Origin of the sequence: Dermacoccus sp. Tok2021 (assembly GCF_019895135.1) — a bacterium.
In the GTDB taxonomy this organism is placed as follows: Bacteria; Actinomycetota; Actinomycetes; order Actinomycetales; family Dermatophilaceae; genus Dermacoccus; species Dermacoccus abyssi.
This window is the reverse complement of record NZ_JAGTHU010000014.1, coordinates 1-24,732: the sequence shown is the minus strand read 5'-3', so window position 1 is coordinate 24,732 and position 24,732 is coordinate 1. Positions and strand designations below refer to the sequence as shown.

The 24,732-nt window shown below is 68.2% G+C and carries 25 protein-coding genes; 19 read left to right on the top strand and 6 right to left on the bottom strand.

The genetic code is table 11. The annotated features are described in order from the left end of the window. Nucleotides 1-2 precede the first annotated feature (2 nt). Together priA and K9D12_RS09310 are read left to right on the top strand one after the other, a co-directional pair. Complete coding sequence (priA, locus tag K9D12_RS09315) at nucleotides 3-743, top strand: bifunctional 1-(5-phosphoribosyl)-5-((5-phosphoribosylamino)methylideneamino)imidazole-4-carboxamide isomerase/phosphoribosylanthranilate isomerase PriA (protein ID WP_129665434.1); 741 nt, start codon at nucleotides 3-5, stop codon at nucleotides 741-743. Further along, the gene (locus K9D12_RS09310) at nucleotides 743-1,510 is read left to right on the top strand and encodes an SseB family protein (protein WP_129665436.1); all 768 of its coding nucleotides are present in this window, start codon (nucleotides 743-745) and stop codon (nucleotides 1,508-1,510) included. Before priA ends, K9D12_RS09310 begins: the two co-directional genes overlap by 1 nt. A gap of 84 nt (nucleotides 1,511-1,594) precedes the next feature. Here K9D12_RS09310 and K9D12_RS09305 read toward each other — a convergent pair whose 3' ends face one another. The 5 genes from K9D12_RS09305 to K9D12_RS09285 all read right to left on the bottom strand — a co-directional run bounded on the left by K9D12_RS09305 (nucleotide 1,595) and on the right by K9D12_RS09285 (nucleotide 6,144). Next, nucleotides 1,595-1,888 carry a DUF3349 domain-containing protein gene (locus K9D12_RS09305; RefSeq protein ID WP_047312116.1) on the bottom strand — a complete coding sequence of 98 codons (294 nt, stop codon included), beginning with the start codon at nucleotides 1,886-1,888 and terminating at the stop codon, nucleotides 1,595-1,597. Nucleotides 1,889-1,895: 7 nt separating this feature from the next. Continuing rightward, the gene (locus K9D12_RS09300; protein ID WP_129665438.1) at nucleotides 1,896-2,189 is read right to left on the bottom strand and encodes a hypothetical protein; all 294 of its coding nucleotides are present in this window, start codon (nucleotides 2,187-2,189) and stop codon (nucleotides 1,896-1,898) included. Further along, the gene (locus K9D12_RS09295; RefSeq protein WP_047312118.1) at nucleotides 2,186-3,451 is read right to left on the bottom strand and encodes an inorganic phosphate transporter; all 1,266 of its coding nucleotides are present in this window, start codon (nucleotides 3,449-3,451) and stop codon (nucleotides 2,186-2,188) included. The genes K9D12_RS09300 and K9D12_RS09295 overlap by 4 nt, the downstream gene beginning before the upstream one ends. Before the next feature lie 267 nt (nucleotides 3,452-3,718). Next, nucleotides 3,719-5,119, bottom strand: a complete 1,401-nt coding sequence (gene lpdA, locus K9D12_RS09290; RefSeq protein WP_129665440.1) for a dihydrolipoyl dehydrogenase — start codon at nucleotides 5,117-5,119, stop codon at nucleotides 3,719-3,721. A 47-nt stretch (nucleotides 5,120-5,166) separates the two neighbouring features. Then, the gene (locus tag K9D12_RS09285; RefSeq protein ID WP_129665442.1) at nucleotides 5,167-6,144 is read right to left on the bottom strand and encodes a sugar-binding transcriptional regulator; all 978 of its coding nucleotides are present in this window, start codon (nucleotides 6,142-6,144) and stop codon (nucleotides 5,167-5,169) included. Between K9D12_RS09285 and K9D12_RS09280 the strand changes: the two genes are divergently transcribed. The 15 genes from K9D12_RS09280 to argH all read left to right on the top strand — a co-directional run bounded on the left by K9D12_RS09280 (nucleotide 6,143) and on the right by argH (nucleotide 20,760). Next, nucleotides 6,143-6,661, top strand: coding sequence for an MFS transporter (locus tag K9D12_RS09280; RefSeq protein ID WP_223060071.1), 519 nt, complete (start codon nucleotides 6,143-6,145; stop codon nucleotides 6,659-6,661). The genes K9D12_RS09285 and K9D12_RS09280 overlap by 2 nt on opposite strands. Before the next feature lie 324 nt (nucleotides 6,662-6,985). Then, nucleotides 6,986-7,642: a translation initiation factor IF-3 gene (gene infC / locus K9D12_RS09275; RefSeq protein WP_047312122.1), complete on the top strand. Its 657-nt coding sequence runs from the start codon at nucleotides 6,986-6,988 to the stop codon at nucleotides 7,640-7,642. A 105-nt stretch (nucleotides 7,643-7,747) separates the two neighbouring features. Next, complete coding sequence (gene rpmI, locus K9D12_RS09270) at nucleotides 7,748-7,942, top strand: 50S ribosomal protein L35 (protein ID WP_047312123.1); 195 nt, start codon at nucleotides 7,748-7,750, stop codon at nucleotides 7,940-7,942. A 72-nt stretch (nucleotides 7,943-8,014) separates the two neighbouring features. Continuing rightward, a complete protein-coding gene (rplT, locus tag K9D12_RS09265) occupies nucleotides 8,015-8,389 on the top strand; it encodes a 50S ribosomal protein L20 (RefSeq protein ID WP_047312124.1) in 375 nt (124 codons plus the stop codon). A gap of 42 nt (nucleotides 8,390-8,431) precedes the next feature. Beyond that, nucleotides 8,432-9,244 (top strand): RNA methyltransferase, encoded by an 813-nt coding sequence (locus K9D12_RS09260; RefSeq protein WP_129665446.1) that lies wholly within the window; start codon nucleotides 8,432-8,434, stop codon nucleotides 9,242-9,244. Between the two features lie 46 nt (nucleotides 9,245-9,290). After that, nucleotides 9,291-10,388 (top strand): phenylalanine--tRNA ligase subunit alpha, encoded by a 1,098-nt coding sequence (pheS, locus tag K9D12_RS09255; protein WP_047312126.1) that lies wholly within the window; start codon nucleotides 9,291-9,293, stop codon nucleotides 10,386-10,388. Nucleotides 10,389-10,392: 4 nt separating this feature from the next. Continuing rightward, the gene (gene pheT, locus K9D12_RS09250; protein ID WP_129665448.1) at nucleotides 10,393-12,927 is read left to right on the top strand and encodes a phenylalanine--tRNA ligase subunit beta; all 2,535 of its coding nucleotides are present in this window, start codon (nucleotides 10,393-10,395) and stop codon (nucleotides 12,925-12,927) included. Between the two features lie 90 nt (nucleotides 12,928-13,017). Further along, entirely contained in the window at nucleotides 13,018-14,067 is a 1,050-nt protein-coding gene (gene argC / locus K9D12_RS09245) for an N-acetyl-gamma-glutamyl-phosphate reductase (RefSeq protein ID WP_129665450.1), read from the top strand. Beyond that, complete coding sequence (locus K9D12_RS09240) at nucleotides 14,067-14,477, top strand: ACT domain-containing protein (RefSeq protein ID WP_118912585.1); 411 nt, start codon at nucleotides 14,067-14,069, stop codon at nucleotides 14,475-14,477. The genes argC and K9D12_RS09240 overlap by 1 nt, the downstream gene beginning before the upstream one ends. Continuing rightward, nucleotides 14,474-15,625 (top strand): bifunctional glutamate N-acetyltransferase/amino-acid acetyltransferase ArgJ, encoded by a 1,152-nt coding sequence (gene argJ / locus K9D12_RS09235; RefSeq protein ID WP_129665452.1) that lies wholly within the window; start codon nucleotides 14,474-14,476, stop codon nucleotides 15,623-15,625. Before K9D12_RS09240 ends, argJ begins: the two co-directional genes overlap by 4 nt. Continuing rightward, nucleotides 15,622-16,563, top strand: coding sequence for an acetylglutamate kinase (argB, locus tag K9D12_RS09230; RefSeq protein WP_047312131.1), 942 nt, complete (start codon nucleotides 15,622-15,624; stop codon nucleotides 16,561-16,563). The genes argJ and argB overlap by 4 nt, the downstream gene beginning before the upstream one ends. After that, nucleotides 16,560-17,774, top strand: coding sequence for an acetylornithine transaminase (locus K9D12_RS09225; RefSeq protein WP_370633487.1), 1,215 nt, complete (start codon nucleotides 16,560-16,562; stop codon nucleotides 17,772-17,774). Before argB ends, K9D12_RS09225 begins: the two co-directional genes overlap by 4 nt. Then, entirely contained in the window at nucleotides 17,771-18,703 is a 933-nt protein-coding gene (gene argF / locus K9D12_RS09220) for an ornithine carbamoyltransferase (RefSeq protein WP_129665454.1), read from the top strand. Before K9D12_RS09225 ends, argF begins: the two co-directional genes overlap by 4 nt. After that, a complete protein-coding gene (locus tag K9D12_RS09215) occupies nucleotides 18,700-19,236 on the top strand; it encodes an arginine repressor (RefSeq protein ID WP_129665456.1) in 537 nt (178 codons plus the stop codon). The genes argF and K9D12_RS09215 overlap by 4 nt, the downstream gene beginning before the upstream one ends. A 90-nt stretch (nucleotides 19,237-19,326) precedes the next feature. Then, nucleotides 19,327-20,760: an argininosuccinate lyase gene (argH, locus tag K9D12_RS09210; protein ID WP_129665458.1), complete on the top strand. Its 1,434-nt coding sequence runs from the start codon at nucleotides 19,327-19,329 to the stop codon at nucleotides 20,758-20,760. An 85-nt stretch (nucleotides 20,761-20,845) separates the two neighbouring features. On the opposite strand, the gene K9D12_RS09205 is transcribed toward argH, so the two are convergent. Next, nucleotides 20,846-22,090 (bottom strand): globin domain-containing protein, encoded by a 1,245-nt coding sequence (locus K9D12_RS09205; protein WP_223060070.1) that lies wholly within the window; start codon nucleotides 22,088-22,090, stop codon nucleotides 20,846-20,848. A 173-nt stretch (nucleotides 22,091-22,263) separates the two neighbouring features. On the opposite strand from K9D12_RS09205, the gene K9D12_RS09200 reads away from it, so the two are divergent. Beyond that, a complete protein-coding gene (locus K9D12_RS09200; RefSeq protein WP_240730195.1) occupies nucleotides 22,264-22,911 on the top strand; it encodes a DNA-3-methyladenine glycosylase in 648 nt (215 codons plus the stop codon). A gap of 75 nt (nucleotides 22,912-22,986) precedes the next feature. Then, nucleotides 22,987-24,249 (top strand): tyrosine--tRNA ligase, encoded by a 1,263-nt coding sequence (gene tyrS / locus K9D12_RS09195; protein WP_223060068.1) that lies wholly within the window; start codon nucleotides 22,987-22,989, stop codon nucleotides 24,247-24,249. The last annotated feature ends 483 nt before the right edge of the window (nucleotides 24,250-24,732 follow it).

Genomic DNA, 24,732 nt, shown 5'->3' with positions numbered 1-24,732 from the left:
TCATGTCGACCAGCCCCCGCCTCGAACTCCTGCCCGCCGTCGACGTCTCGGAGGGCCAGGCCGTCCAGCTCGTCCAGGGCGTCTCCGGCACCGGCGGCCAGTTCGGTGACCCGATCGCCGCTGCAAAGGCTTGGCAGGGGGCCGGTGCCGAGTGGCTCCACCTCGTCGACCTCGACGCTGCGTTCGGACGCGGGACGAACCGTGAACTCCTCGCGCGCATCGTCGGTGAGCTCGACATCAAGGTGGAGATGAGCGGCGGCATCCGCGACGCGGAGTCGCTCGAGGCAGCGCTCGCCACGGGCTGTCGCCGCGTGAACCTCGGCACGGCTGCCCTCGAGAACCCCGAGTGGACGGCTGCCGCCATCGCCGAACACGGCGACCGCATCGCCGTCGGTCTCGACGTGCGCGGTACGACGCTTGCGGCGCGCGGTTGGACCCGCGAGGGCGGTGACCTGTGGGAGACGCTGGCGCGTCTCGACAGCGAGGGCTGTGCCCGCTACGTCGTCACCGACGTCGCGAAGGACGGCATGCTCGCCGGCCCGAACACGCAGCTCCTGTCCGAGGTCTGCGCCCGCACGGACCGTCCGGTGGTCGCCTCCGGCGGCGTCACGACGCTCGACGACGTGCGCGCACTGCGCGAGCTCGTGCCCTCCGGCGTCGAAGGCGCCATCATCGGTTCCGCGCTCTACAAGGGCACCATCACGCTCGCCGACGCGCTCGACGCCGCCGGCCGCCCCGAGTGATGAGCGGCGCACACAACCCGAACATCGACCCTGCGGGGGAGTCGGCCGACACCGCCGGCATTCCGTTCACCGGCCGCCAGGTGACGAGCACCGGCTTCGACGACGACACCGGCGCCGCAGACCCTGCCCTGGTCGCAGCATTGGAGAGCGGGAACGAGAGCGACTGGGTGGCCGCACTGGCCGAGTCGCGTCTGCTCGTGCCGATCGTCGCCGCGCCCACCGAGGTCGACGAATCCGGGACCCTTGCGGTGGAGAAGTCCACCGACATGGCCGTCGTGACGCTCACCGCGCCGGACGGAACGAAGGGGCTCCCGGTCTTCTCCAGCCTCGAAGACCTCGCGCGCTGGGACCCGAAAGCGCGGCCCTCACCGGTGCGCGCCGCGTTCGCCGCTCAGGCAGCCATATCGGAGCAGTGTGAGGTACTCCTGCTCGACATGGCCTCGTCGCACCGCGTCGTGGTACGCGCGAGCATGCTGTGGGCGCTCGCGCAGCAGCAGGCGTGGCTACCCGCTCACGAGGACCCGTTCGTGGCCAAAGCCGTCGATGCGGCGCTCGTGCCCGAGGGGAACGCGGTTCTCGGCCGCCGGCTCGAGGACGCCGGGGAGGGCGTTCTTCGACTGCGTCTGCAGCTGACTCCCGGTCTGGCCCAGGAAGAGCTGCAGGCTCTCGCAACCCGCGTGGGGGAGCGCCTGGCCGGCGACGGTGAAACCCGAGCCAGGATCGAAGGGCTCGCGTTCGCGTTCACGGCTGAGGAGCTCGAGGTCTGAAACAGCCGCGCCACCACACGAGAGTGGGGCTGCACAACCGATCGGTTGTGCAGCCCCACTGTCATGTCGTGAAGGGCGGGCCCCTCAGCGCCAGTCGTCGTTGACGGGAAAGCCGTAGGCTTCCAAGTGGTGGACGACCCGGTCGATCTCATCGGGTGCCGGCAGATCCTGCGTCACCTTCGTGATGCCGACGCCGACATCGATGCGGTCAGCCGGAACGAGTCCGTCGGCCACGAGACGATCACCGAGCTCGTGGACCTCGTCCTCGCTGAGGCGGCGGCGCATGAGGGCGAGCAACGGCTGAAAGTCTCGCTCGGGAACGCCGGCAGGGTAGCTGTGGCGCAGCCACCCCACGATGCGCTCGAGTGCGGGGTTCACGTCGTTCTTACTTCTTCTCGACCAGCGTCGGGTAGATGTGCTCGAAGGAGACCTTCATGTCGAAGCCGGAGCTGACGATGATCGTCAGACCGAGCGCGATGGCAGCACACACGAGAAGGAAGCACACCGCAGCGACCGGCTTTCCCCACGCACGACGCGTGGAGTCGTCGGTCATCTGGCCCGACGAAGCCGCGAGGCCGCGGATTCCGAAGGCGAAGAGCGCGGGGACGCCGGCGCCGAGCACGATGCCGACGGCCAGGACGTGCCACGCACTGTTGAACGCGAGGGAGAGCGTCTTCATCGGGTACCTGCCTTGGACGTGGAGGGCTTGTCCGAGTTCGTCTCGTCGACGACCGGCGGGATGTGCGTCGCAGCGATCTCCTCGGGCTCCCAGGAGTCGTTGACGTTGTTGTGGTCGACCGGAGCCTTGCGCGAGCGCATCCACATGTAGAGCGAGGCGGCGCACAGGATGGCGAAGATGACGATGCCACCGGCGACGCCGCCGATGAGGTCACCGACGTACCACATGAGCGCACCCACGAGCGCGGCCGACGGGAGCGTGATGAGCCAGGCGGCGACCATGCGAACGGCCACGCTCCAGCGCACCTCGGCGCCGCGCTTGCCGATGCCGGTACCGAGGATGGAACCGGTGGCGACGTGCGTCGTGGAGAGCGCGAAGCCCATGTGGCTCGAGACGAGGATGACGGCCGAACTCGAAGACTCGGCAGCCATGCCCTGGGGGGACTCGATCTCGACGAGACCCTTGCCGAGGGTGCGGATGATGCGCCAGCCACCGAGGTAGGTGCCGAGCGCGATGGCCAGGGCACAGGACAGCTTGACCCAGAACGGGACCGACTCGGTGTCGGTCCAGGAGCCGTAGCCGATGAGGGCGAGGGTGATGACACCCATCGTCTTCTGGGCGTCGTTCGTGCCGTGTGCCAGGGAGACGAGCGAGGCGCTGAAGATCTGGCCCCAGCGGAAGCCGCGCTCTGCCTCCTTGTGCTGAACCTTCTTCGTGATGGCGTAGATCAACTTCGTGCCGATCGCCGCGACGATGACGGCGATGACGGGCGACAGGAGCGCCGGGGCGATGACCTTGCCGACCACGCCGTCGAGCTTCGTACCGTCACCGACCCACTTGACGCCGCCGAAGCCGATGGCGGCGATCGCGGCGCCGATGAGGCCACCGAACAGGGCGTGGCTCGAGCTGCTCGGGATGCCGAGGAGCCACGTGAGGAGGTTCCAGACGATGCCGCCGACGAGGCCCGCGAGGACGATGAGCAACAAAGCCTGGCCGTGATCGGCGAGGAACTCCGGCTTGGGTGAGCCGTCCTTGCTCTGGATCTTGATGACGGCGTTCGTGACGGTGAGCGCGACCTCGACGGAGAGGAACGCTCCGACGAGGTTGAGGATGCCCGAAAGGGCGACGGCCACCTTCGGCTTCAGCGCACCCGTGGCGATGGACGTGGCCATCGCGTTACCGGTGTCGTGGAAGCCGTTGGTGAAATCGAAGGCAAGGGCCGTGACGACGACGAGCCCGAGGAGGATGAGGGAAAGGTCCACGTCTCCCAGTCTGAGGCCGTGACGGCGTTTGTCCATCCCCCATCGCGAGAATTTCACGTGATGACGGGCAATTCGACAGGTTCGACCGTGCGATGTTCACCTGGAATTCACCTGCTGACGCTCGTGCGGGCGTGGCGCCGCCCGCCGTGGCGTGAAGATCGGTTGACCGTGCGTCCATCTGTGCCCTTCTGCGGCCGAGGGCCGACGCAGAACGGGGCGGCACTCCGTCATGGAGTGCCGCCCCGTGGAGCGCTGCGCGGTGCGCGATCAGAGGTTGATCATGTGCCCCGCGATGCCGTGAACGGCTTCCTTGACAGCCTCGCCGAGCGTCGGGTGCGCGAAGATGTTGCGCGACACCTCGTCGGCCGTCAGGTCCCACTGCTGAGCCAGGTTGAGTACCGGCAGAAGCTCCGTGACGTCCGGGCCGATCATCGCGGCGCCGATCAGTTCGTTGTGCTTGGCGTCCGCGATCACCTTGACGAAGCCGACGGCCTCGCCGAGGCCCATGGCCTTGCCGTTGGCCGTGAAGGGGAACGTTGCCGTCTTGACGTCGTAGCCCTTCTCCTTGGCCTGAGCCTCGGAGTAGCCGAACGAGGCCACCTGCGGCTGGCAGTACGTGGCGCGCGGGATCATGTCGAAGTTGATCTCCATGGTCTCTGCGCCGGCGATCGTCTCCGCGGCGACGATGCCCATCGCCTCGGCCGTGTGGGCGAGCATGAGCTTGGCGGTGACGTCACCGATGGCGTAGACGCCCTCGACGTTCGTGCGGCCGCGGCCGTCGATCGCGATGGCACCACGGTCGGTGAGCTCGACGCCGAGGTCTTCGAGGCCGTAGCCCTCGGTGCGCGGCTTGAAGCCGAACGCGGAGAGCATCTTGTCGGCTTCGAGTACCTGACTGTCGCCACCCTTCGCGGGGGAGACAGTGACCTTGACGCCGGAGCCGGTGTCCTCGGCCTTCTCGACCTTCGTGCCGGTCATGACCTTGACGCCGAGCTTCTTGTAGTGCTTGAGCAGCTCCTTGGACACGTCGGCGTCCTCGGTGGGCACCATGCGGTCGGCGAACTCGACGATCGTGACGTCGACGCCGAAGTTCTTCATGACGTAGGCGAACTCGACGCCGATGGCGCCCGAACCGCCGATGATGATCGACTTCGGCAGCTCGTCGGTGAGGATCTGCTCCTCGTAGCTGACGATGTTCTCGCTCAGGTCGACGCCCGGCATCGTGCGCACGGTGGCGCCCGTGGCGATGATGAGGTTGTCGTAGGTGACGTCCTCGCTGCCGCCGTCGTTGAGTTCCACCGAGACCGTCTTGTCGGACTTGAGCGTGCCCCAGCCGTCGATCTCGGTGATCTTGTTCTTCTTCATGAGGTAGTGGACACCCTTGACGATGCCCGCGGAGACCTGGCGGGAACGCTTGTGCGTCGGGCCGTACTCCATCGAGGCATCACCGGTGATGCCGAACTTGTCCTTCTCGTGCGTGAGCACGTGCGCGAGTTCCGCGTTCTTCAGAAGGGCCTTCGACGGGATACACCCGACGTTGAGGCAGACACCTCCCCAGTACTTCTTCTCGATAACGGCGACGCTCAGCCCGAGCTGGGAGGCGCGGATTGCCGCGACGTACCCACCGGGACCGGCGCCGAGGACGACGACATCAAAGTGCTTAGCCACGAGTGCGAGCCTAAACCCCCGGGGCCGGTTAGCGGGAGTCGACGCCTCTACCGGCCGGTAGAACTTGCCGAGGCGTCCGCGGGTGCGCCGAGCAATGCGCGGGCGAGCTCGGTGTCGACGACGGCCGACGTGACGTAGCCGCCCTTGATCCCGGCGCGCAGCGCCTCCGCTCGAGCCGCTCCGTGGGAGACGGCGACGACCTCGGTGATGAGCCGCAGATCGCGGGGGCTCATGCTGACCAGGCGTGCGCTCAGCCCCGATTCGACCGGTTCGCCGTCGGTGTTGAACAGCGATCCGGCGATCTCCCCGACGACCTCGAGCCGCTCGAGTTCGTCTCGCTCGTCCTCGGTGGCGAGGTCGTACAGCGTGCTTGCGCCTTCGCTCCACCCCCCGATGCCGACGAGTGCGAGCGAGCAGTGACGTGCCTCGTCGAGGGTGCCCGCCACGGCTGTCTGTGCCCGGATGACGCGCGCGGCCTCGGCGTCCGTCGCGACAAGCGGCGCGTAGAACACGCGTGGCTCGCCGCCGGTGAGGCGGGCGGCGTCACGCACGACGTCAACGGGGGAGGCCTCGTGTGCCGGGAGGTCGAGGGCTCCCGACAGCTGGACGATCGGCACCGGAGGCAATCCTTCGAAGAACGGAACGGTCTGCGCCACCATGCGACTCCACGGCAGGCCTATGACGTCCGTGGGCTGTGCGACGCGTTGCATGAGGGATGCGGCAGCGCGGCCGAGTTCAGCCAGCTTCTCGCCGCCGGCGAGGGCCTCGACGTCGACGACGAGCGCATGACGCAGCCCGAAACGCTCGCGTAGGTCCTGGGACAACTGGTCCTTGACGGCGCCGGGGTCCAGGATCTCGATGCGCACGACTCCACTGTCGCGAGCGGCCTCGAGCAGGCGAGCCACCTTGAACCGGCTGATGCCGAGTTCCTCGGCGATCTGCACCTTGGAGGCGTCGTCGAGGTAATAGCGGCGCGCCGCCTGGACCATGTGCAGCTGAGTCAGCGGCAGGTTCACGTCGACCATGAGGCCTCCTGAGATGAGGGTTGACACTGTGCGTCACATCACACTTTACTCATGTGTGCTCCCTATTGCTCAACTGAGCAGAAAAATTGGGTGCGACATGAGAAGGAGGTCGTCGTGGGACGACGAAGGACAGGCGTCTCCATCCTGGCAGCCACAGCACTCGTGGGCAGCGGCCACCGTGCCGATCGGACTCGCCTCGCGCATGCTCACCCTGGCACTCGGTGCCTTCCTCGCCGGCATGTTCTGCGCGCCCACGATGACGACCTCCGTCGACGCCGTTGCTCGCGTCGTTCCGGAGCGGGTGCGCGGTGAGGCGATGGGCTGGCACGGCTCCTTCCTCACGACGGGCGGCGCGCTGGGCGGACCGATCGCCGGATGGGCCATCGACAGTCACGGCTTCGCCGGCGGTTTCGCCGCCGTGGGCGGGCTCGGAGCCCTCATCTGCGTGGCCGGGGTGCTCATCGTCGGTGGACGGCGGGCGCAGCGCTCCCGCAGTGCGCGACGGGCGTCCGCGTGAGTGGGGGAGGGTCCGCTTCGCCGGGTTTGGAGGGCGCTCGCCGGACTGTTACTCTGGGTGCTACCAGCCGTACGTGTGGTGCTCTCCCGGAGCGATCCGCGAAAATCACACCACGAACGGTGCGCAAGAGGGACTTCGGTCTCCACCCTCGGTTCTCCCACGGGAGGCAGGGTCGTGGTCATGGTTCGTACAAGGCTCACCCCGGTGAGCCTGTTCTCGGGGAATACCTGAGAGCGTGCGAAACGTTGAGACGAAGGCTTCTTGCGTAGGCAAGAAGCCTTTTCGCGTTTCTCCGCCTCGGCGGTGGAACGAATCGTCACAACAGTGAAGGAGTCGGCCATCAGCGCTGAGCCACGCATCAACGATCGGATCCGTGTACCCGAGGTCCGGTTGGTTGGCCCCAACGGTGAGCAGGTGGGCATCGTCCGAGTCGAGGACGCGCTGCGCCTCGCGGCGGAAGCGGATCTCGATCTCGTGGAGGTCGCGCCGCAGGCCAAGCCCCCGGTCGCCAAGCTCATGGACTTCGGCAAGTTCAAGTACGAAGCCGCCATGAAGGCCCGCGAGTCTCGCAAGAACCAGGTCAACACGGTCATCAAGGAGATCAAGCTTCGACCGAAGATCGACCAGCACGACTACGACACCAAGAAGGGTCACGTCGTTCGGTTCCTGTCGGCCGGTGACAAGGTCAAGGTCACCATCATGTTCCGCGGTCGCGAGCAGTCGCGCCCGGAGCTCGGTTTCCGACTGCTCCAGAAGCTCGCCGAGGACGTCGCCGAGCTGGCGTTCATCGAGAGCGCGCCGAAGCAGGACGGCCGCAACATGGTCATGGTTCTCGGCCCGACGAAGAAGAAGGCCGAGGCTCGCGCCGAGGACCGTCGTCGTCGCGAGGCTGCGAAGGCGAGCAAGGCTGCTCCCGCGACGCAGGCCGCCGAGACCGAGGCTCCCGCTGCGGAGCCGGCTGCCGACGAGGCAGCCAACTGAAATCGTCCTTCACCCTCGGGTGAAGACCCCCGCGCCGGGAGACCGGTGGCGGGCCGTCAGACAGCCGGCGTGCACGAGCGCGCCGAGTGAGCGAAGGAGTCGGCTATGCCGAAGATGAAGACGCACAGCGGTGCCAAGAAGCGTTTCCGTGTCACCGGTAAGGGCAAGGTCATGCGCCAGCGCGCCCGCCACGTCCACAAGTTCGAAGAGCGTGCCAAGCGTCAGTCGCGTCGCCTCGTGAACGACGTCGTCGTTGCGCCGTCCGACGAGAAGAAGATCAAGAAGCTTCTCGGTAAGTAAGCCGAACTTTTCCCTCAACCAGCTTTTGCGGCAGGCGCCCGGCGCCGCCGCCCATGAACAAGGAGTACTCACGTGGCACGCGTGAAGCGGGCAGTAAACGCCCAGAAGAAGCGTCGTACCGTTCTCGAGCAGGCCAGCGGTTACCGCGGCCAGCGCTCGCGCCTTTACCGCAAGGCGAAGGAGCAGGTGACGCACAGCCTCGGTTACGCCTACCGTGACCGTCGCGCCAAGAAGGGTGACTTCCGTCGCCTGTGGATCCAGCGCATCAACGCTGCGGCTCGCCTCAACGGCATGACGTACAACCGCTTCATCCAGGGCCTCAAGGCCGCTGGCATCGAGGTCGACCGTCGCATGCTCGCCGAGCTGGCCGTCAACGACGCCCCGGCCTTCGCCGCGCTCGTCGAGATCGCCAAGAAGAACGTCCCGGCCCAGACGCCGGCTGCCTGATTCTCCTAGGCACCTCTTTCGCATCGAACGCCGCTCCACGCCATGATCACGAACACCCGCTCCGATCGGGTCAAGCAGGTCAGGGCACTGGGGCGGCGTTCTGCGCGTGAGAAGGCCGGACTGTTCCTCGTCGAGGGACGCCAGGCCGTGCGCGAACTGATCCGTTTCGCGCCCGAGACGATCCGCGACCTCTACCTCGACGCCGAGGCCACCGAACGTCACCCGGACCTGCGGGAGATGGCGCTTTCCTGGCAGCGCGACGCGGAGCCTGACGAGCGTCGATTCGTCCACGACTGCTCTGCCCAGGTGCTCGCCGAGATGTGCGACACCGAGCAGCCGCAGGGGATCATCGCCGTCGCGCGACCCGTCGACCGCACCCTCGACGAGGTGCTCGCCGGTTCGCCGAAGTTCGTCGTGGTCCTCACGAACGTGAGGGACCCCGGTAATGCGGGCACCGTCATCCGCGGCGCCGACGCGACGGGTGCTGACGCCGTCATCGTCAGCGACTCGAGTGTCGACATCTACAACCCCAAGGTCGTGCGCTCGACCGTGGGTTCGCTGTGGCACCTGCCGATCTGTCGCGGTGCCGCCATCGAGGACATCTTCGCCCGCTGCCGCGACGCCGGGCTGACGCTGCACGCCGCGGACGGTGTCGGCACGACGCTGCTTCCGGACGTCGAGCTCTCCACGCCGCACGCGTGGGTCATGGGCAACGAGGCCTGGGGCCTCGAACCCGAAGTCCGCGAGGCCTGCGACGACGTCGTGTGCGTGCCGATCTACGGCGCTGCCGAGTCGCTCAACCTGGCCATGGCGGCCACCGTCTGCCTCTACGCCTCGGCGGGCGCGCAGCACTGACACGGCGCGTCATTCCGGCTTGCGCGCACTCGATAGACTCGGGCCCATGTCTGGCCCCAACACCAACTACGACCCGGTCGAGGTGTCCGCACTGGACCCCGAGGTCGTGGAGTCGAACGTCACCGACGCCCTCAGCGCCATTGCGGCCGCGAACTCGCTCGAGGAGTTGAAGGACGCACGCCTCGCCCACGCCGGCGACAAGTCGCCCCTCGCTCTCGCCAACCGTGAGATCGGTGCGCTGCCGCCGACGGCCAAGGCCGAGGCGGGCAAGCGAGTCGGCCAGGCGCGCGGACGCGTGGGTCAGGCGATCAAGGAGCGTCAGGCCGAGCTCGAGGCAGAGCGCGACGAGCGCATCCTCACCGAGGAGGCCGTCGACGTCACGACAGCGACGACGTTGCGCCGCCCGGTCGGTGGCCGTCACCCCGTCGAGATGATGCAGCAGCTCATGGTCGACCTCATGGTCGGCATGGGCTGGGAGGTGGCCGAGGGCCCCGAGGTCGAGGCCGAGTGGTTCGTCTTCGACGCGCTCAACTTCGACGAGGACCACCCTGCCCGCCAGATGCAGGACACCTTCTACCTCGACCCGGCCGACGGTGGGCTCGTCATGCGTACGCACACGTCGCCCGTCCAGGCTCGCTCGATGCTCGAGCGCGGTGTGCCGCTCTACATCGTCGCGCCGGGCAAGGCCTACCGCACGGACGAACTCGACGCCACGCACCTGCCGGTCTTCCACCAGCTCGAGGGCCTCGCCGTCGACAAGGGCATCACGATGGCCCACCTCAAGGGAACGCTCGACCATCTCGCCACGCAGCTGTTCGGCGAAGGCATCACGACGCGTCTGCGTCCCAACTACTTCCCGTTCACCGAGCCGAGCGCCGAGATGGATCTGCGCTGCTTCGTCTGCCGCGGGGAAGACCCGGCCTGTCGCACGTGCGGCGGCACCGGCTGGATCGAGTGGGGTGGCTGCGGCATGGTCAACGAGAACGTCCTGCGCGCCTGCGGCGTCGACCCGAGCGAGTACAGCGGATTCGCGTTCGGCATGGGCGTCGAGCGAGCGCTCATGTTCCGCACCGGCGCATCCGACATGCGCGAGATGATCGAGGGCGACGTGCGCTTCGACGCCCAGTTCGGCTTGGAGGTCTGAGGCAATGCGAGTTCCCATCGAATGGCTGCGTGAGTACGTCGACGTCCCGGCCGGAGCAACAGGTCTCCAGGTAGCGGCCGACCTCGTCAAGATCGGTCTCGAGGAGGAGGCGATCCACGGCGGCGGCATCACCGGCCCGCTCGTCGTCGGGCGCGTTCTGACGAAGGAGCCCGAGGAGCAGAAGAACGGCAAGGTCATCAACTGGTGCTCCGTCGACGTCGGCGACGCCAACGGAACCGGTGAGCCCCAGGGCATCGTGTGCGGCGCGCACAACTTCGACGCCGGCGACACCGTCGTCGTCGTCCTGCCCGGTGCCGTTCTGCCCGGTGGCTTCGCCATCAGCGCCCGCAAGACCTACGGTCACCTCTCGGCCGGCATGATCTGTGCAGCCGACGAACTCGGCCTGCCCGACGACGGTTCGCACGGCATCATCCTGCTCCCGCAGCGTCTCGGAGTCGAGGCGAGCGACCTCACGCCCGGCCAGGACGCCCTGCCGCTGCTGGGTCTCGACCGCGAGACGGTCGAGGTCAACGTCACCCCGGACCGCGGCTACTGCTTCTCCATCCGTGGCGTCGCGCGCGAGTACGGCCACTCGACGGGGGCCCGCTTCACCGACCCGGTGCTCGAACTCAACTCGCGTGCCCCGGAGGCCAACGCCTCGGGTTACCCCGTGCGGGTCGACGACGACGCGCCGCTGCGCGTAAACATCGGGTGCGACCGCTACGTGGCCCGCATCGTGCGCGGCGTCGACCCGGCGGCGCCGGTGCCGGCCTGGCTGTCCCAGGCCGTGACGGAGGCGGGGATGCGCTCGATCTCCCTGCCCGTCGACATCACGAACTACGTCATGCTGGGCCTCGGCCAGCCGCTGCACGCCTTCGACCTCGCCACGCTCGGTGAGGAAATCGTCGTGCGTCGCGCGCGGGCGGGGGAGAAGATCACGACCCTCGACGACGTGGAGCGCACGCTCTTCGCCGAGGACCTCCTCATCACCGACGGCGGTGAGCGTCCGCTCGCCATCGCCGGCGTCATGGGCGGCGCCGAGAGCGAGGTGAGCGACACGACGAGCGACATCCTCATCGAGGCCGCGCACTTCGACCCGGTCAGCATCGCCCGAAGCGCCCGTCGTCACCGACTGAGCAGCGAGGCGTCCAAGCGCTTCGAGCGCGGTGTCGACCCGGCGATCGCCGCCGCGGCAGCGCAGCTGGCCGTCGATCTTCTCGTCGAGTACGGCGGCGGCCGCGTCGACGACGGCGTCACCGACCTCGACACCGTCGCGCCGGCCGCGCCGATCGCGTTCGACCCGCAGCAGCCCACGCGCCTCGTCGGCGTCTCGTACACCGACGACGAGGTGGAGGCGACTCTCACCGCGGTCGGCTGCGTCGTCGAGCGAGTCGAGGAGGCACGGTGGAACGTCACGGCGCCGTCGTGGCGCCCCGACCTCACGACGGGGCCCGACCTCGTCGAGGAGGTTGCCCGCCTGCGCGGTTACGACCAGATCCCCTCGGTCCTCGCGCGCCCCGTCGCCGGGCGCGGCCTCACGGCGTCGCAGCGCTACCGCCGCACTGTGGCCAACGCACTCGCCGCCCAGGGGCTCTCAGAGATCATCTCGCTGCCCTTCGTCAGCGACGAGTTGCACACGAAGCTGCGCTACGGGGCAGATGACACGCGACGCTCCACCGTCCGCCTGAGCAACCCGTTGTCGGACGAGGCGCCGTTGCTGCGCACCAGCGTCCTGTCGACGATGCTCGAGTCGCTCAAGCGCAACATCGCGCGCGGCTTCAAGGACGTGGGCCTGTTCGAGCTCGGTCTCGTCGTGGCCGGCCCCGCGGGAACGGCGCCGACCGAGCGGGTCGGAGTGCACCCGACGCCCGAGGTTCTCGCCGCCATCCGTGACGCCGTCCCGGCTCAGCCGCGCCACGTCGCCTGGGTGATGACCGGTGACGGTGAACGCAAGGGCTGGTGGGGTGCAGGCCGCTCGAGCGACTGGAGCGACGCCGTCGCCACCGCGCTCGGCATCGGTCGCGTGCTCGGCGTGCAGCTCGAGGTGGCGCAGGCCGACGTGGCCCCGTTCCACCCGGGCCGCTGTGCCCAGATCATGCTGCCTGACGCCAGCGTCATCGGTCACGCGGGTGAGCTTCACCCGAAGGTACTCACGACCCTCGGCCTCCCGCCGCGCGTGGTGGCCGGCGAACTCGACCTCGACGCCCTCTCGGCGTTCGCCGAGAGGACCGGGGTCGCGGAGCCGATCGCCACGTACCCGCAGGCGCATTCCGACGTCGCGCTCGTCGTCGATTCCGGCGTCACCGCGGCGGTCGTCGAGGACGCACTGCACCGCGGCGGTGGGGAGAACCTCGAGTCGCTGGCGCTGTTCGACATCTACGAGGGCGAGCAGGTCGGCGAGGGCAAGAAGTCGCTCGCCTACCGGCTCTTCTTCCGCTCGCCGGAGCGTACGCTCACGACGGAGGAGGTCAACGTCGCCCGCGATGCGGCCGTCCGTGAGGTCGACAAGGCCGTCGGAGCCAGCCTGCGAGGCGCCTGACCCTGACATGAACCCCTGTGGCCCGCCCACGGGGGTGCATGACTTTTCTCTCTTGTGCATGAGTATGCGTATTCGTGTAGCCTGAACGACATGGTTCAGGTCGCAGTCGCCGGTGCGAGCGGATACGCCGGAGGAGAGCTCCTCCGCTTGCTGCTCGCTCACCCCAACGTCGAGATCGGAGCGTTGACGGCCGGGGGCTCCGCGGGTTCGCGACTGGGTGAGCACCACCCGCACCTCATGCCGCTGGCCGATGTCGTTCTTGAGGAGACGACGCCGGAGGTCCTCGCAGGACACGACGTCGTGTTCCTCGCACTTCCCCACGGTCAGAGCGCTGCCTTGGCCGCCGCGCTCGCCGAGGACGTGCTCGTCGTCGACTGCGGTGCCGACTTCCGCCTCGAGAACGAGAACGACTGGACTGCGTTCTACGACACCCCGTACGCAGGTTCGTGGGCCTACGGTATGCCCGAACTGACCCTCGGGACCGCAGCCAAGCAGCGGGACAACCTGGCCGGGGAGCGCCGCATTGCCGTCCCGGGCTGCTATCCGACCGCGGTCTCGCTCGCCCTCGCGCCCCTGTTTGCCCACGACCTCGTGGAGCACGATGACGTCGTCGTCGTGGCCTCCTCCGGAACCTCGGGGGCCGGCAAGGGCCTCAAGCCGCACCTGCTCGGATCCGAGGTCATGGGATCGATGAGCCCGTACGGTGTCGGCGGCGGCCACCGTCACACCCCTGAGATCGTGCAGAACCTCCGCCGCGCCACGCAGGGAGCGGACGACGTGTCCCTGTCGTTCACCCCCACGCTCGCGCCGATGCCGCGCGGCATCCTGGCCACGTGTACCGCGCGCGTGCGTGACGGCGTGGACGCCGCGGCGATTCGCGCGGCCTTTGAGGCGGCCTACGGCGGCGAGACGTTCGTCCACCTGCTTCCGGACGGCTCGTGGCCCTCGACGGGGATGGTCGTTGCGTCCAACGCCGTCGCGGTTCAGTTCGCCCTCGATGCAAGCTCCGGCCGCGTCGTCGTCGTCTCCGCCGTCGACAACCTCACGAAGGGCACGGCAGGAGCTGCCGTGCAGTCGATGAACCTCGCGTTGGGCTTCGACGAAGCCGCGGGCCTGCCCGCGGTGGGGGTGGCTCCCTGATGGTCGCCTTCGGAGCGCAGTTCACCCTCATCGCCCACCCCGAGGAACTGTCGTACGTGCGCCTCGGGCCGCACGAGGTGGTGCCAGACTGGGCCCTCACGGACGCCCCGCTCGTCTCGGTGAGCGCCACCGCATCTGAGACCTCGGTGCTGTGTCTGTCGTCCGCCATCCCGCGTGACGCGGTGGTGCGCCAGCAGGGGCCGTTCAACGTCTTCGAGGTCGACGGTCCGCTCGACTTCGCCCTCACCGGTCTCCTGTCGGCGATCGTGACGCCGCTCGGTGAGGCCGAGCTCACGGTTTTCACCGTTTCCACGTTCGACACCGACTGGATCATGGTTCCCACCTTCGAGTCCGACCGCGCCCGCGCGCTGTGGAAGCGTGCCGGCCACATCATCAAGGAGAAGGAATGAGCGTCACTGCCGCATCAGGCTTCCGGGCCGCCGGTGTCACGGCCGGCCTCAAGCCCAGCGGAAAGCCCGATCTCGCGCTCGTGGTCAACGACGGCCCCGAGCACGTCGGTGCCGCGGTGTTCACGAGCAACCGGGTTGAGGCGGCCCCCGTGACGTGGTCACGCCAGGTCGTCACCGACGGCCGCGTCGATGCTGTGGTCCTCAACTCGGGTGGTGCGAATGCCTGCACGGGCGCCCAGGGCTTCCTCGACACTCACCGCACGGCCGAACTCGTGGCCGAGGCCGCCGGCGTGAGTGCGGGCGATGTCGTGGTGTGCTCCACGGGGCTCATCGGTGAACTCCTGCCGATGGACCGCATCGAGAATGGTGTGACGCAGGTGTCCGGCGCCGTGAGCGCCGACGGTGGCGCCGACGCGGCCGAGGCCATCATGACGACCGACACCGTGGCCAAGGAGTGCGAAGGCATCGGCTCGGGGTACGTCGTCGGTGGCATGGCGAAGGGAGCGGGCATGCTCGCACCTTCACTGGCCACGATGCTGGTCGTCGTGACGACAGATGCCGTCCTCACGCCGGAGCAGGCTGACGAGGCCCTGCGCACGGCTACGCGCCTCACCTTCGACCGCATCGACTCCGACGGGTGTCAGTCGACGAACGACACCGTGCTCCTCATGGCGTCCGGCGCCTCCGGCGTCGCGCCCGAGATGGGGGAGTTCACGAGCACCCTGACGGAGGTCTGCCAGGATCTTGCGCTGCAGCTCATCACCGACGCCGAGGGCGCTGCCCACGACATCGAGATCGTCGTCTACGGAGCTGCAAACATTAACGATGGACTTGAAGTTGCACGCGCGATCGCCCGGAACAACCTCTTCAAGTGCGCGGTGTTCGGGGGAGACCCCAACTGGGGGCGCGTCCTCGCGGCCGTCGGCACGACCAAGGCGGCGTTCGACGCTCGCACGCTCGACGTTGCGATCAACGGTGTCATGGTCTGTCGCGACGGCGGTGTCGGCGACGACCGATCCGGCGTCGACCTGTCGAACCGTGAAGTGAAGGTCGAGGTCTTCCTCAAGGCGGGCGAGCATTCCGTCACGATCTTCACCAACGACCTCACGCACGACTACGTTCACGAGAACTCGGCCTACAGCACATGAGCACCTCCGAGCACGACCACGGGCTGGCCGGCGAGCGCCGTGACCTGAGCTCGATCGCTTCTGCGGCACTCAAGGCGGGCACCCTCGTCGAGGCGCTGCCGTGGCTCGAGCGCTACCAGGACGCGCTCGTCGTCGTGAAGTACGGCGGCAACGCGATGACCGACCCGGCACTGAAGAGGGCCTTCGCCGAGGACATCGCCTTCCTGCGCTACGCGGGGCTGCGCCCCGTGGTCGTTCACGGGGGCGGACCTCAGATCGCCTCAATGCTGGAGCGCATGGGCCTCAAGAGCGAGTTCCGCGGTGGGCTGCGCGTCACGACCCCCGAGACGATGGAGGTCGTGCGCATGGTGCTCACTGGCCAGGTCTCGCGTGAACTCGTCGGCCTCATCAACCAGCACGGCCCGATGGCCTTCGGGCTGTCGGGGGAGGACGCCCGCCTGTTCGGCGCCCGCCGTCGGCCGGCGTACGTTGACGGGGAGGCTGTCGACATCGGTCTCGTCGGCGATGTCGAGATGGTCGATCCGCAGATCGTGCGCGACCTGACGCACTCGGGGCGCATCCCCGTCATCTCGTCGGTGGCTCCCGACCTCGACAACGAAGGTCAGGTCCTGAACGTCAACGCCGACACGGCAGCGAGCGCGCTGGCCGTGGCACTCGGTGCCCACAAGCTCGTCGTGCTCACCGACGTCGAGGGCGTCTACGCCAACTGGCCCGACCCGGAGTCGCTGCTGTCGACCCTGCCCGCCGAGGACGCCGAAGCGATGCTCGCGACCGTCGAGACCGGCATGGTGCCCAAGCTCGAGGCCTGCATTCGCGCGGTGCGCGGAGGGGTGCCGCACACACACGTCGTCAACGGCACCCGCCCGCACTCGATCCTTCTCGAGATCTTCACCGACGAAGGCATCGGCACGATGATCACGTCAGGAGGACGCTGGTGAGTACCCAGCACGAGAGCCAGACGTACCTCGAGCGGTACGGCACGGCGATGATGGGTGTCTTCGGCGAGCCCGGCCTCGTCCTCACCGAGGGTGACGGCTGCTACGTCACGGACGCCGACGGCCGGCGTTACCTCGATCTGCTCGGTGGCATCGCCGTCAACTCTCTCGGTCACGGCCACCCGGTGCTCGTCGCCGCGGTACAGGAGCAGGCTGCACGCCTCATCCACACCTCGAACCTGTTCACGACGCCCGGTCAGGTGGCCCTCGGTGAGCGGTTGCTCGAGATCGCCGGAGCGCCGGAGGGATCACGCGTATTCCTCTGCAACACCGGCAGTGAGGCGAACGAGGCCGCGTTCAAGCTCGCCCGGCGCACCGGTCGCCCCGACGTCGTCGTTCTCGAGGGTGGCTTCCACGGGCGCACGATGGGGGCCATCTCGCTCACGTCGAAGGAGGCCTACCGCGCTCCGTTCGAGCCGCTCGTGCCCGGCGTCCGGCGAGTGCCGTACGACGACGTCGAGGCGTTGCGTGACGCTGTCGACGAGTCCGTGGGTGCTGTCCTCGTCGAGCCGATCCAGGGTGAGGCCGGCGTCGTCGTGCCGAGTGAGGGCTACCTCGAGGCGGCGCGCCGCATCACGCGTGACGCCGGTGCGCTGCTCATCCTCGACGAGGTCCAGACGGGCATCGCGCGCACCGGCGAGTGGTTCGGTTTCCAGACGCTCGCGCCGGGGCTCGTGCCCGACGCGGTGACGGTGGCCAAGGGCCTCGGTGGCGGCGTTCCTGTCGGCGGGCTCATCACGTTCGGGCCGGAAGTCTCCGGCCTCCTCACGGCGGGCCAGCACGGCACGACGTTCGGCGGTAACCCACTGGCCTGCGCTGCTGCGCTCGCGGTGCTCGACACGATCGCCGGGGACGGGCTTCTCACCCACGTCGTACGACGGGGAGAGCACCTCGCCGCTCGCATCGACGCCCTCGGCGACGCCCGCGTCACCGGATCACGCGGCCGTGGCCTGCTGCGCGCCGTCCTCCTGCGGGACGCCGTGGCGACGCAGCTCGTCGTCGCCGCGCGCGAGGCCGGCTTCGTCGTCAACGCGCCGACGCCGAACGCCGTTCGCCTCGCGCCCCCGCTCGTCATCTCTGACGCCGAGCTCGACACGTTCGTGGACGCCCTGCCGGCCCTGCTCGACCGAGCAGGAGAGAAGGAGACATCGTGACCCGCCACTTCCTGCGCGACGACGACCTGTCGCCCGCCGAGCAGCGTGAGGTGCTCGACCTTGCCGCACGCCTCAAGGCCGATCGACACTGTGTCCGCCCGCTCGAGGGGCCCCGCGGCGTCGCCGTCATCTTCGACAAGCCGACGCTGCGCACCCAGCTCAGTTTTTCGGTGGGCATCGCCGAACTCGGCGGCCACCCGATGATCGTCGACGGCAACCTCGCCCAGGTGGGCACTCGGGAGTCGATCCACGACGTGGCCAAGGTGTTGGGCCGCCAGGTGAGCGCCATCGTCTGGCGGACGTTCGCCCAGAAGTCGCTCGCAGAGATGGCCGAGCACTCGGGAGTTCCGGTCGTCAACGCGCTCACCGACGACTTCCACCCGTGCCAGATCCTCGCCGACCTCCTCACTGTCACGGAGCACAAGGGAAGCGTGGCCGGGCTCAAGGTCGCCTACGTCGGCGACGCAGCCAACAACATGGCGCACAGCTACCTGCTCGGCTTCGCCACTGCGGGGGCGAACATCGTCGTCGCCGGACCGGAGAGCTACCAGCCGAACCCCCAGATCCTCGAGGACGCTCAGCGCATCGCGGTGCAAACGGGTGGGAGCGCCACGGCCTCCACCGACGCCGTGGTCGCGGTCAGCGATGCGGACGTCGTCATCACCGACACCTGGGTGTCGATGGGGCAGGAGGGCGAGAAGGCCGAACGCCAGGGCGAGACGAACCCGTTCCGGTCGTTCGCCGTGACCGCGGACCTCATGGCCCACGCCAAGGCCGATGCCATCGTCATGCACTGCCTGCCCGCATACCGGGGGTACGAGATCGCCGCCGATGTCATCGACGGGCCGCAGTCGGTCGTCTGGGACGAAGCGGAGAACCGTCTGCACGCGCAGAAGGCTCTGCTCGCCTTCCTTCTGGAGCGCTCGTGATCGCGCCGACGAAGGGCGCGCGACATCAGCGCATCCGCGAGATCCTCGGCCGGGAGCCCATCCGCTCGCAGACCGATCTCGCCGAACGTCTGCTCGAGGACGGCGTCGACGTCACCCAGGCGACGCTGTCGCGTGACCTCGTCGAGCTGGGCGCGGTCAAGGTGCGCCAGGGGCGAACACTCGTCTACGCCGTGCCTGGCGAGGGCGGCGATCGAACGCCGCGTGCCGGCGCCGCTCGTACCGAAGCCGTGCACCGCCTTCGCCGGCTCTCCGGCGAACTGCTCGTCACGGCCGAGTCCTCGGGCAACCTCGTCGTGCTGCGCACGCCTCCGGGCGCTGCGAACTTCCTCGCCTCGGCGATCGACCACGCGGAGTTCGAGGAGGTGCTCGGCACCATCGCCGGCGACGACACGATCCTGGTCATCGCCCAGGCGGACGCCGAGTCGTCAGCTCTGGCGCAGCGCTTCCTCGACCTCGCCGGGCGTACCGACGACGCCGGAGCCGACGAGGACCTTCACGCCGACGACGCGTGAGAATCCACGCGAGCACCCTGAGATTTCCCTGCTACCCCTGCACTTCGGTGACCCGTTCGAGCCGGGCCACTCCTCGATGAAAGGTTTGTCATGACCCAGGCCGATTCGCGCCTCAGCCTCTGGGGCGGACGCTTCGTCGGCGGCCCCTCCGACGCACTCGCGGCCCTGAGCAAGTCCACCCACTTCGACTGGCGCCTCGCGCCGTACGACATCGCCGGATCCCGGGCACACGCCCGCGTTCTGCACCGCGCGGGCCTCCTCGCCGCCGACGACCTCGGGGCCATGCTTGCGGCCCTCGACAAGCTACGCGGTGACGTGGAATCGGGCGTCTTCGTCCCGGCCCAGGACGACGAGGACGTTCACACCGCGCTCGAGCGCGGCCTCATCGAACGTGCCGGCGCTGACGTGGGCGGTCGCCTGCGCGCCGGGCGCTCGCGCAACGACCAGGTGGCCACCCTGTTCCGCATGTACCTGCGTGATCACGCGCGGGTCGTCTCGGGGCTGCTGCTCGACGTCGTCGACGCTCTCGTGGCTCAGGCCCGAACCCACATGGGCGTCGCGATGCCTGGCCGCACTCACCTGCAGCATGCCCAGCCGGTGCTCCTCAGCCACCACCTTCTCGCCCACGCCTGGGCCCTGTTGCGCGACGCCGAGCGCTTCGTCGACTGGGACAAGCGCGCGGATGCCTCGCCGTACGGCTCGGGGGCGCTCGCGGGCTCGTCTCTCGGCCTGGACCCGGCTCGGGTGGCCGAGGACCTCGGCTTCAGCCGCCCGACGCAGAACAGCATCGACGGCACCGCCTCGCGTGACTTCGTCGCCGAGTTCGCCTTCGTCTCCGCGATGGCCGCGGTCGACATCTCGCGCATCGCCGAGGAGGTCGTCCTCTGGGCGACGAAGGAGTTCAGCTTCGTCACCCTCGACGACGCCTTCTCGACCGGTTCCAGCATCATGCCGCAGAAGAAGAACCCCGACGTCGCCGAGCTCGCCCGAGGCAAGGCGGGCCGTCTCGTCGGTGACCTGGCCGGCCTGCTCACGACCCTCAAGGCGCTTCCCCTCGCTTACAACCGTGACCTGCAGGAGGACAAGGAGCCGGTCTTCGACGCCGTCGACACCCTCGAACTGCTCCTGCCTGCCTTTGCCGGGATGACCGCGACGCTGACGTTCCACCCGGAGCGCCTCGAGTCGCTGGCCCCGCAGGGCTTCTCGCTCGCCACGGACATCGCGGAATGGCTCGTGCGCGAGGGCGTGCCCTTCCGTGTGGCTCACGAGGTCGCCGGAGCGTGCGTCCAGGAGTGCGAGAAGCGCGACATCGAGCTGTGGGATCTCTCGGACGACGACCTGGCCTACATCAGCGAGCACCTCACCCCGGGCGTGCGTGAGGTCCTCAGCGTTCCGGGATCGCTCGCGTCGCGCAACGCCACGGGCGGCACCGCCCCGGAGCGAGTCGGTGAGCAGCTCGAAGCTGCCGCCGCTCGAGCGGGCGAGCTGCGCGAGTTCGCCGACTCGCGCATCGAGCTGCACTGACCGGAGCACTCTCCCCGTCTCATGACGACAGCGGCACCCGAGAACGGGTGCCGCTGTCGTCATGCGTGCTGACGGCTGACGCCGATCAGGCCAGTAGCTGCTCCTCGGCGACGAGCTCTTCGGGGGAGGCCTGGCTGGAGGTCGAGCCATCGAGCCACAGGTCGGGCCCGAAGATCTCGTAGCTGATGTCGGCCGCGTCCACGCCGCGGTCGAGCAGGCCCGAGCGCACGTGCTGCATGAACGGCACCGAGCCGCAGAGGTAGTACTCGGCGTTGTCCGGCAGGTCGAGCTCGTTCACGGCGACGAGACCTTCGCGCGCATCGTCGCCGCCCTTCTCGTAGTACGTGATGGCGGTGGCGCCGGTGTCGGCTGCGGTGCGGGCGACTTGCTCGCGCAGCGGGTGGGTGTCTACGTCGACGTCGGCGTGGACGAGGACGAGTTCACGACCGTTCGTGCGGCCGTGAGCGGCGGCGTCGAGGATCGAGGCCATCGGCGTGATGCCGATGCCGGCGGAGAACATGACGAGCGGGCGAGTGTGGTCGCCCTTCGCCACCTCGATGTCGCCCACCGGTGCGCTGACGGGCAGGATGTCGCCCTCGGAGCGCTCGAACAGATATCCCGAGACGGCACCGTCGGGGGTGCCGTTCGCACCCGCCACCTTCTTGACCGTGATCTGGAGGGCGGCGTCACCGGGCGCGCCCGAGATCGTGTACTGGCGGGGCTGGCGGTAGTCGTCCTCGAGCTGAGCGATGACGGAGACGTACTGGCCCGGAACGTAGTCGGGAATCGCCGAACCGTCGACGGGCCCGAGGGTGAACGTGCGGGCGTTGCCGCCGGCGTCCTCGATGCGCGTGATGCGGTGGTCCTGCATGAGGGAGTCCGGCGTGCGGTCGATCTGCTGGTACAGCTTCGCCTCGGCGCTCACGAGGTCCATGGCGAACAGCCAGTACACCTCTTCCCAGGCGCGTGCCACCTCGGGCGTGACGGCGTCGCCGAGCACCTCGCCGATGGCCTCCATGAGGTTGCGGCCAACGATGGTGTAGTCACCGGGCTTGATGGCGAGGGCAACGTGCTTGTTCGCGATGCGCGACAGGACGTGGTCGAAGTCGATGTCGGAGTCGCCCAGCAGGTGGTGGGCATACGCGACGATGCTCGACGCCAGCGCGATCGGCTGCTCGCCGATGGCCTGGTTCGCCTGGTTGAACACGTTGAGCAGGTCCGGGTTGCGCTCGAACATCTTGGGGTAGAAGACCTTGGTGATCTGCGTGATGTTCTCGATGACCGGTCCGGCAGTCGCCTTGACGATCTCGGCGTTGTCGGCGTGCAGCATGCGTCCTCCAGGGTGACGTCGTCAGGTTGCCGTAGACGGTCCCGTTGCGGCCGTCGTGACGCTACGGCGCGGGCCTGGCTCGAGGGCAGGGACGAATGTCCCCGATCCTCAGGAACCGAGGGGTGCGGGACCGCGACGGCGGAACTCATCGGCAGCGTTGGCACAATGACGGCGTGCACCCCGTCGATCCAGATCTCTTCGCCGCAGCACCCGAGGTGGTGGCTCCGCGGCTGCTCGGCCTGGTCGTGCACCACGACGGTGTCGGTGTGCGGATCAGCGAGGTGGAGGCGTACGCGGGGGAGCGCGACCCGGGGTCGCACGGCTTCCGTGGACGCACGCCGCGCAACGCGGCGCTCTTCGGACCTCCCGGCACCGTGTACGTCTACATCAGTTACGGCATCCATCGAGCCTTCAACCTGGTCTGTGGCCCCGACGGAGAATCCGGCGGAGTGCTCGTGCGCGCCGGTGAGGTCGTCGAGGGGGAGGAGATCGCTCGGCGGCGCCGGGGTGGAGATCGGCGCGACGTTCCGTCACGGCTGCTGGCGCGGGGGCCGGGAAACCTCGGGCAGGCGCTCGGCGTTGATCTCGACCTCAACGGAACGCCGGTCACCGGAAGGGACGCGCAGGTGCGACTCACCGTGCCGGACGGGTGTACCCGGCTCGAATACCGCAGCGGCCCACGGGTCGGGGTGAGCGGCCCCGGCGGCGACAGCACGCTGTACCCGTGGCGCTTCTGGCTGCCCGACGACCCGACGGTCTCCGCCTACCGGCCCGCCGTGGCGCGCCGACGAGCCGCGACGAACCCACACCAACCGAAGTGACGCGGGCGCACCCGATGGGGCACCCTTGGAACGGCGCCGGAGCCAGACACCGGCCATGACGACGAAAGGCACATCGTGACCAACATCCTCGACGAGCTGCAGTGGCGCGGAGCGGTGGCACAGACCACCGCTGAAGCCGAGCTGCATGAAGCACTCGCGAACGGACCTATCACGGTGTATTGCGGTTTCGACCCGACTGCCCCGTCGTTGCACTTCGGCAACCTCGTTCAGCTCATCCAGCTACGTCGCCTGCAGAGGGCCGGCCACCGAGTGATCGCCCTCGTCGGCGGCTCGACGGGACTCATCGGCGACCCCCGTCCGAGTTCGGAGCGAGTGCTCAAGACGAAGGACCAGACGGCGGAGTGGGTCGACAAGATCCGCTCGCAGGTGCGCCCCTTCCTCGACTTCGAGGGTGAGAACCCGGCGCGCGTGGTGAACAACCTCGACTGGACCTCACAGATTTCGGCTCTCGACTTCCTGCGCGACGTCGGCAAGTACTTCCGCGTCAACGCGATGATGAAGAAGGACGCCGTAGCGGCTCGCCTGAACTCCGAGGAGGGCATCAGCTACACGGAGTTCAGCTACCAGATCCTTCAGGCGCTCGACTACCTCCACCTGTACCGCGAGTACGGCTGCACCTTGCAGACCGGTGGTTCGGACCAGTGGGGCAACCTCATTGCCGGGGTTGACCTCATCCGTTCGGTCGAGGGCAAGAGCGTTCACGTGCTCACTTCGCCGCTGCTGACCGACGCGAGCGGGCAGAAGTACGGCAAGTCGGAAGGCAACGCCATCTGGCTCGACGCGACGATGACGAGCCCCTACGCCTTCTACCAGTACTTCCTCAACGTCGAGGACTCCGAGGTCATCAAACTCCTCAAGTTCATGACCGACAGGACGCCGGAGGAGATCGCCGAGCTGGAGAAGGCCGTCGCCGAGGCACCCTTCCGCCGTGAGGCGCAGCGGACGTTGGCCGCCGACGTCACGACGCTCGTCCACGGCGAGGCTGCGACGGCCGGCGCCGTGGCCGCGAGTGAGGCTCTCTTCGGCAAGGGAGACGTGACGGCGCTTGACGCGTCCACGCTCCGTGACGCAGCGCAGGAACTGCCGGGAGCCGACGTCGCCGAGGGCACCAGCCTGACGGACGCCGTGGTCGCGGTCGGCATCGCGGACTCACGAAACGCGGCCCGGCGCCTCATCGGTGACGGCGGGGTTTCGCTGAACAACGTGAAGATGAACGACGCCGAGTACGCCCTGACGGCGGACGACTTCCTCCACGGCGAGGTGGCAATCCTCAAGCGCGGCCGCAAGTTCCAGGCCGCGGCACGTCGGGCCGGGTGACCCGACGTCCGGTGCAGGGGAGGGGCTCTCGAGGCACCTCTCCCGCACCGAACGCCCTGGCACGTCTCCGCGTTTGTGCCCAGGGTGAGAAGCGTGTAGTGTCTTCCGAGTCGCCGCGAGCAGCGGAGGGCCGAAGGCCCGCCGCGAGCCGCACCTGACACTCTCGGATTGCCTACAGGCACAACGAATTACAGCGATGTAGTTCGAAGTGGCCAGGTTGGTGCTAAGCCGAGGAAGTGCTAGGATAGACGAGTTACCCCAGACGGGTGAGGGGTTCCACCTCAAACCCTGACGGTGTGTGATGGTGTTTTGAGAACTCAACAGCGTGCCGATGTGATCATCGCCAAACAACAATTTTTTGCTGGCCCTGTGTGGGTTGGTGTTGTTCTGGCTGATGTTTGATGGATGGATACAAGACACACGATCACCTTTTTGTGGGTGGTGGTGTGGTGTCACCGTTTGATTTCGGCTGGGATACAGATT

Bases quoted from the DNA above. Each gene is read 5' to 3' on its own strand.
- K9D12_RS09280 (WP_223060071.1), top strand. From the start codon at position 6,143: ATGAGGCCTCCTGAGATGAGGGTTGACACTGTGCGTCACATCACACTT.
- K9D12_RS09285 (WP_129665442.1), bottom strand. From the start codon at position 6,144: ATGGTCGACGTGAACCTGCCGCTGACTCAGCTGCACATGGTCCAGGCG.
- K9D12_RS09240 (WP_118912585.1), top strand. From the start codon at position 14,067: ATGGTCGCCTTCGGAGCGCAGTTCACCCTCATCGCCCACCCCGAGGAA.
- K9D12_RS09300 (WP_129665438.1), bottom strand. From the start codon at position 2,189: ATGAAGACGCTCTCCCTCGCGTTCAACAGTGCGTGGCACGTCCTGGCC.
- priA (WP_129665434.1), top strand. From the start codon at position 3: ATGTCGACCAGCCCCCGCCTCGAACTCCTGCCCGCCGTCGACGTCTCG.
- argC (WP_129665450.1), top strand. From the start codon at position 13,018: ATGGTTCAGGTCGCAGTCGCCGGTGCGAGCGGATACGCCGGAGGAGAG.
- argJ (WP_129665452.1), top strand. From the start codon at position 14,474: ATGAGCGTCACTGCCGCATCAGGCTTCCGGGCCGCCGGTGTCACGGCC.
- argB (WP_047312131.1), top strand. From the start codon at position 15,622: ATGAGCACCTCCGAGCACGACCACGGGCTGGCCGGCGAGCGCCGTGAC.
- K9D12_RS09310 (WP_129665436.1), top strand. From the start codon at position 743: ATGAGCGGCGCACACAACCCGAACATCGACCCTGCGGGGGAGTCGGCC.
- rpmI (WP_047312123.1), top strand. From the start codon at position 7,748: ATGCCGAAGATGAAGACGCACAGCGGTGCCAAGAAGCGTTTCCGTGTC.
- pheT (WP_129665448.1), top strand. From the start codon at position 10,393: ATGCGAGTTCCCATCGAATGGCTGCGTGAGTACGTCGACGTCCCGGCC.
- pheS (WP_047312126.1), top strand. From the start codon at position 9,291: ATGTCTGGCCCCAACACCAACTACGACCCGGTCGAGGTGTCCGCACTG.
- K9D12_RS09260 (WP_129665446.1), top strand. From the start codon at position 8,432: ATGATCACGAACACCCGCTCCGATCGGGTCAAGCAGGTCAGGGCACTG.
- argH (WP_129665458.1), top strand. From the start codon at position 19,327: ATGACCCAGGCCGATTCGCGCCTCAGCCTCTGGGGCGGACGCTTCGTC.
- K9D12_RS09205 (WP_223060070.1), bottom strand. From the start codon at position 22,090: ATGCTGCACGCCGACAACGCCGAGATCGTCAAGGCGACTGCCGGACCG.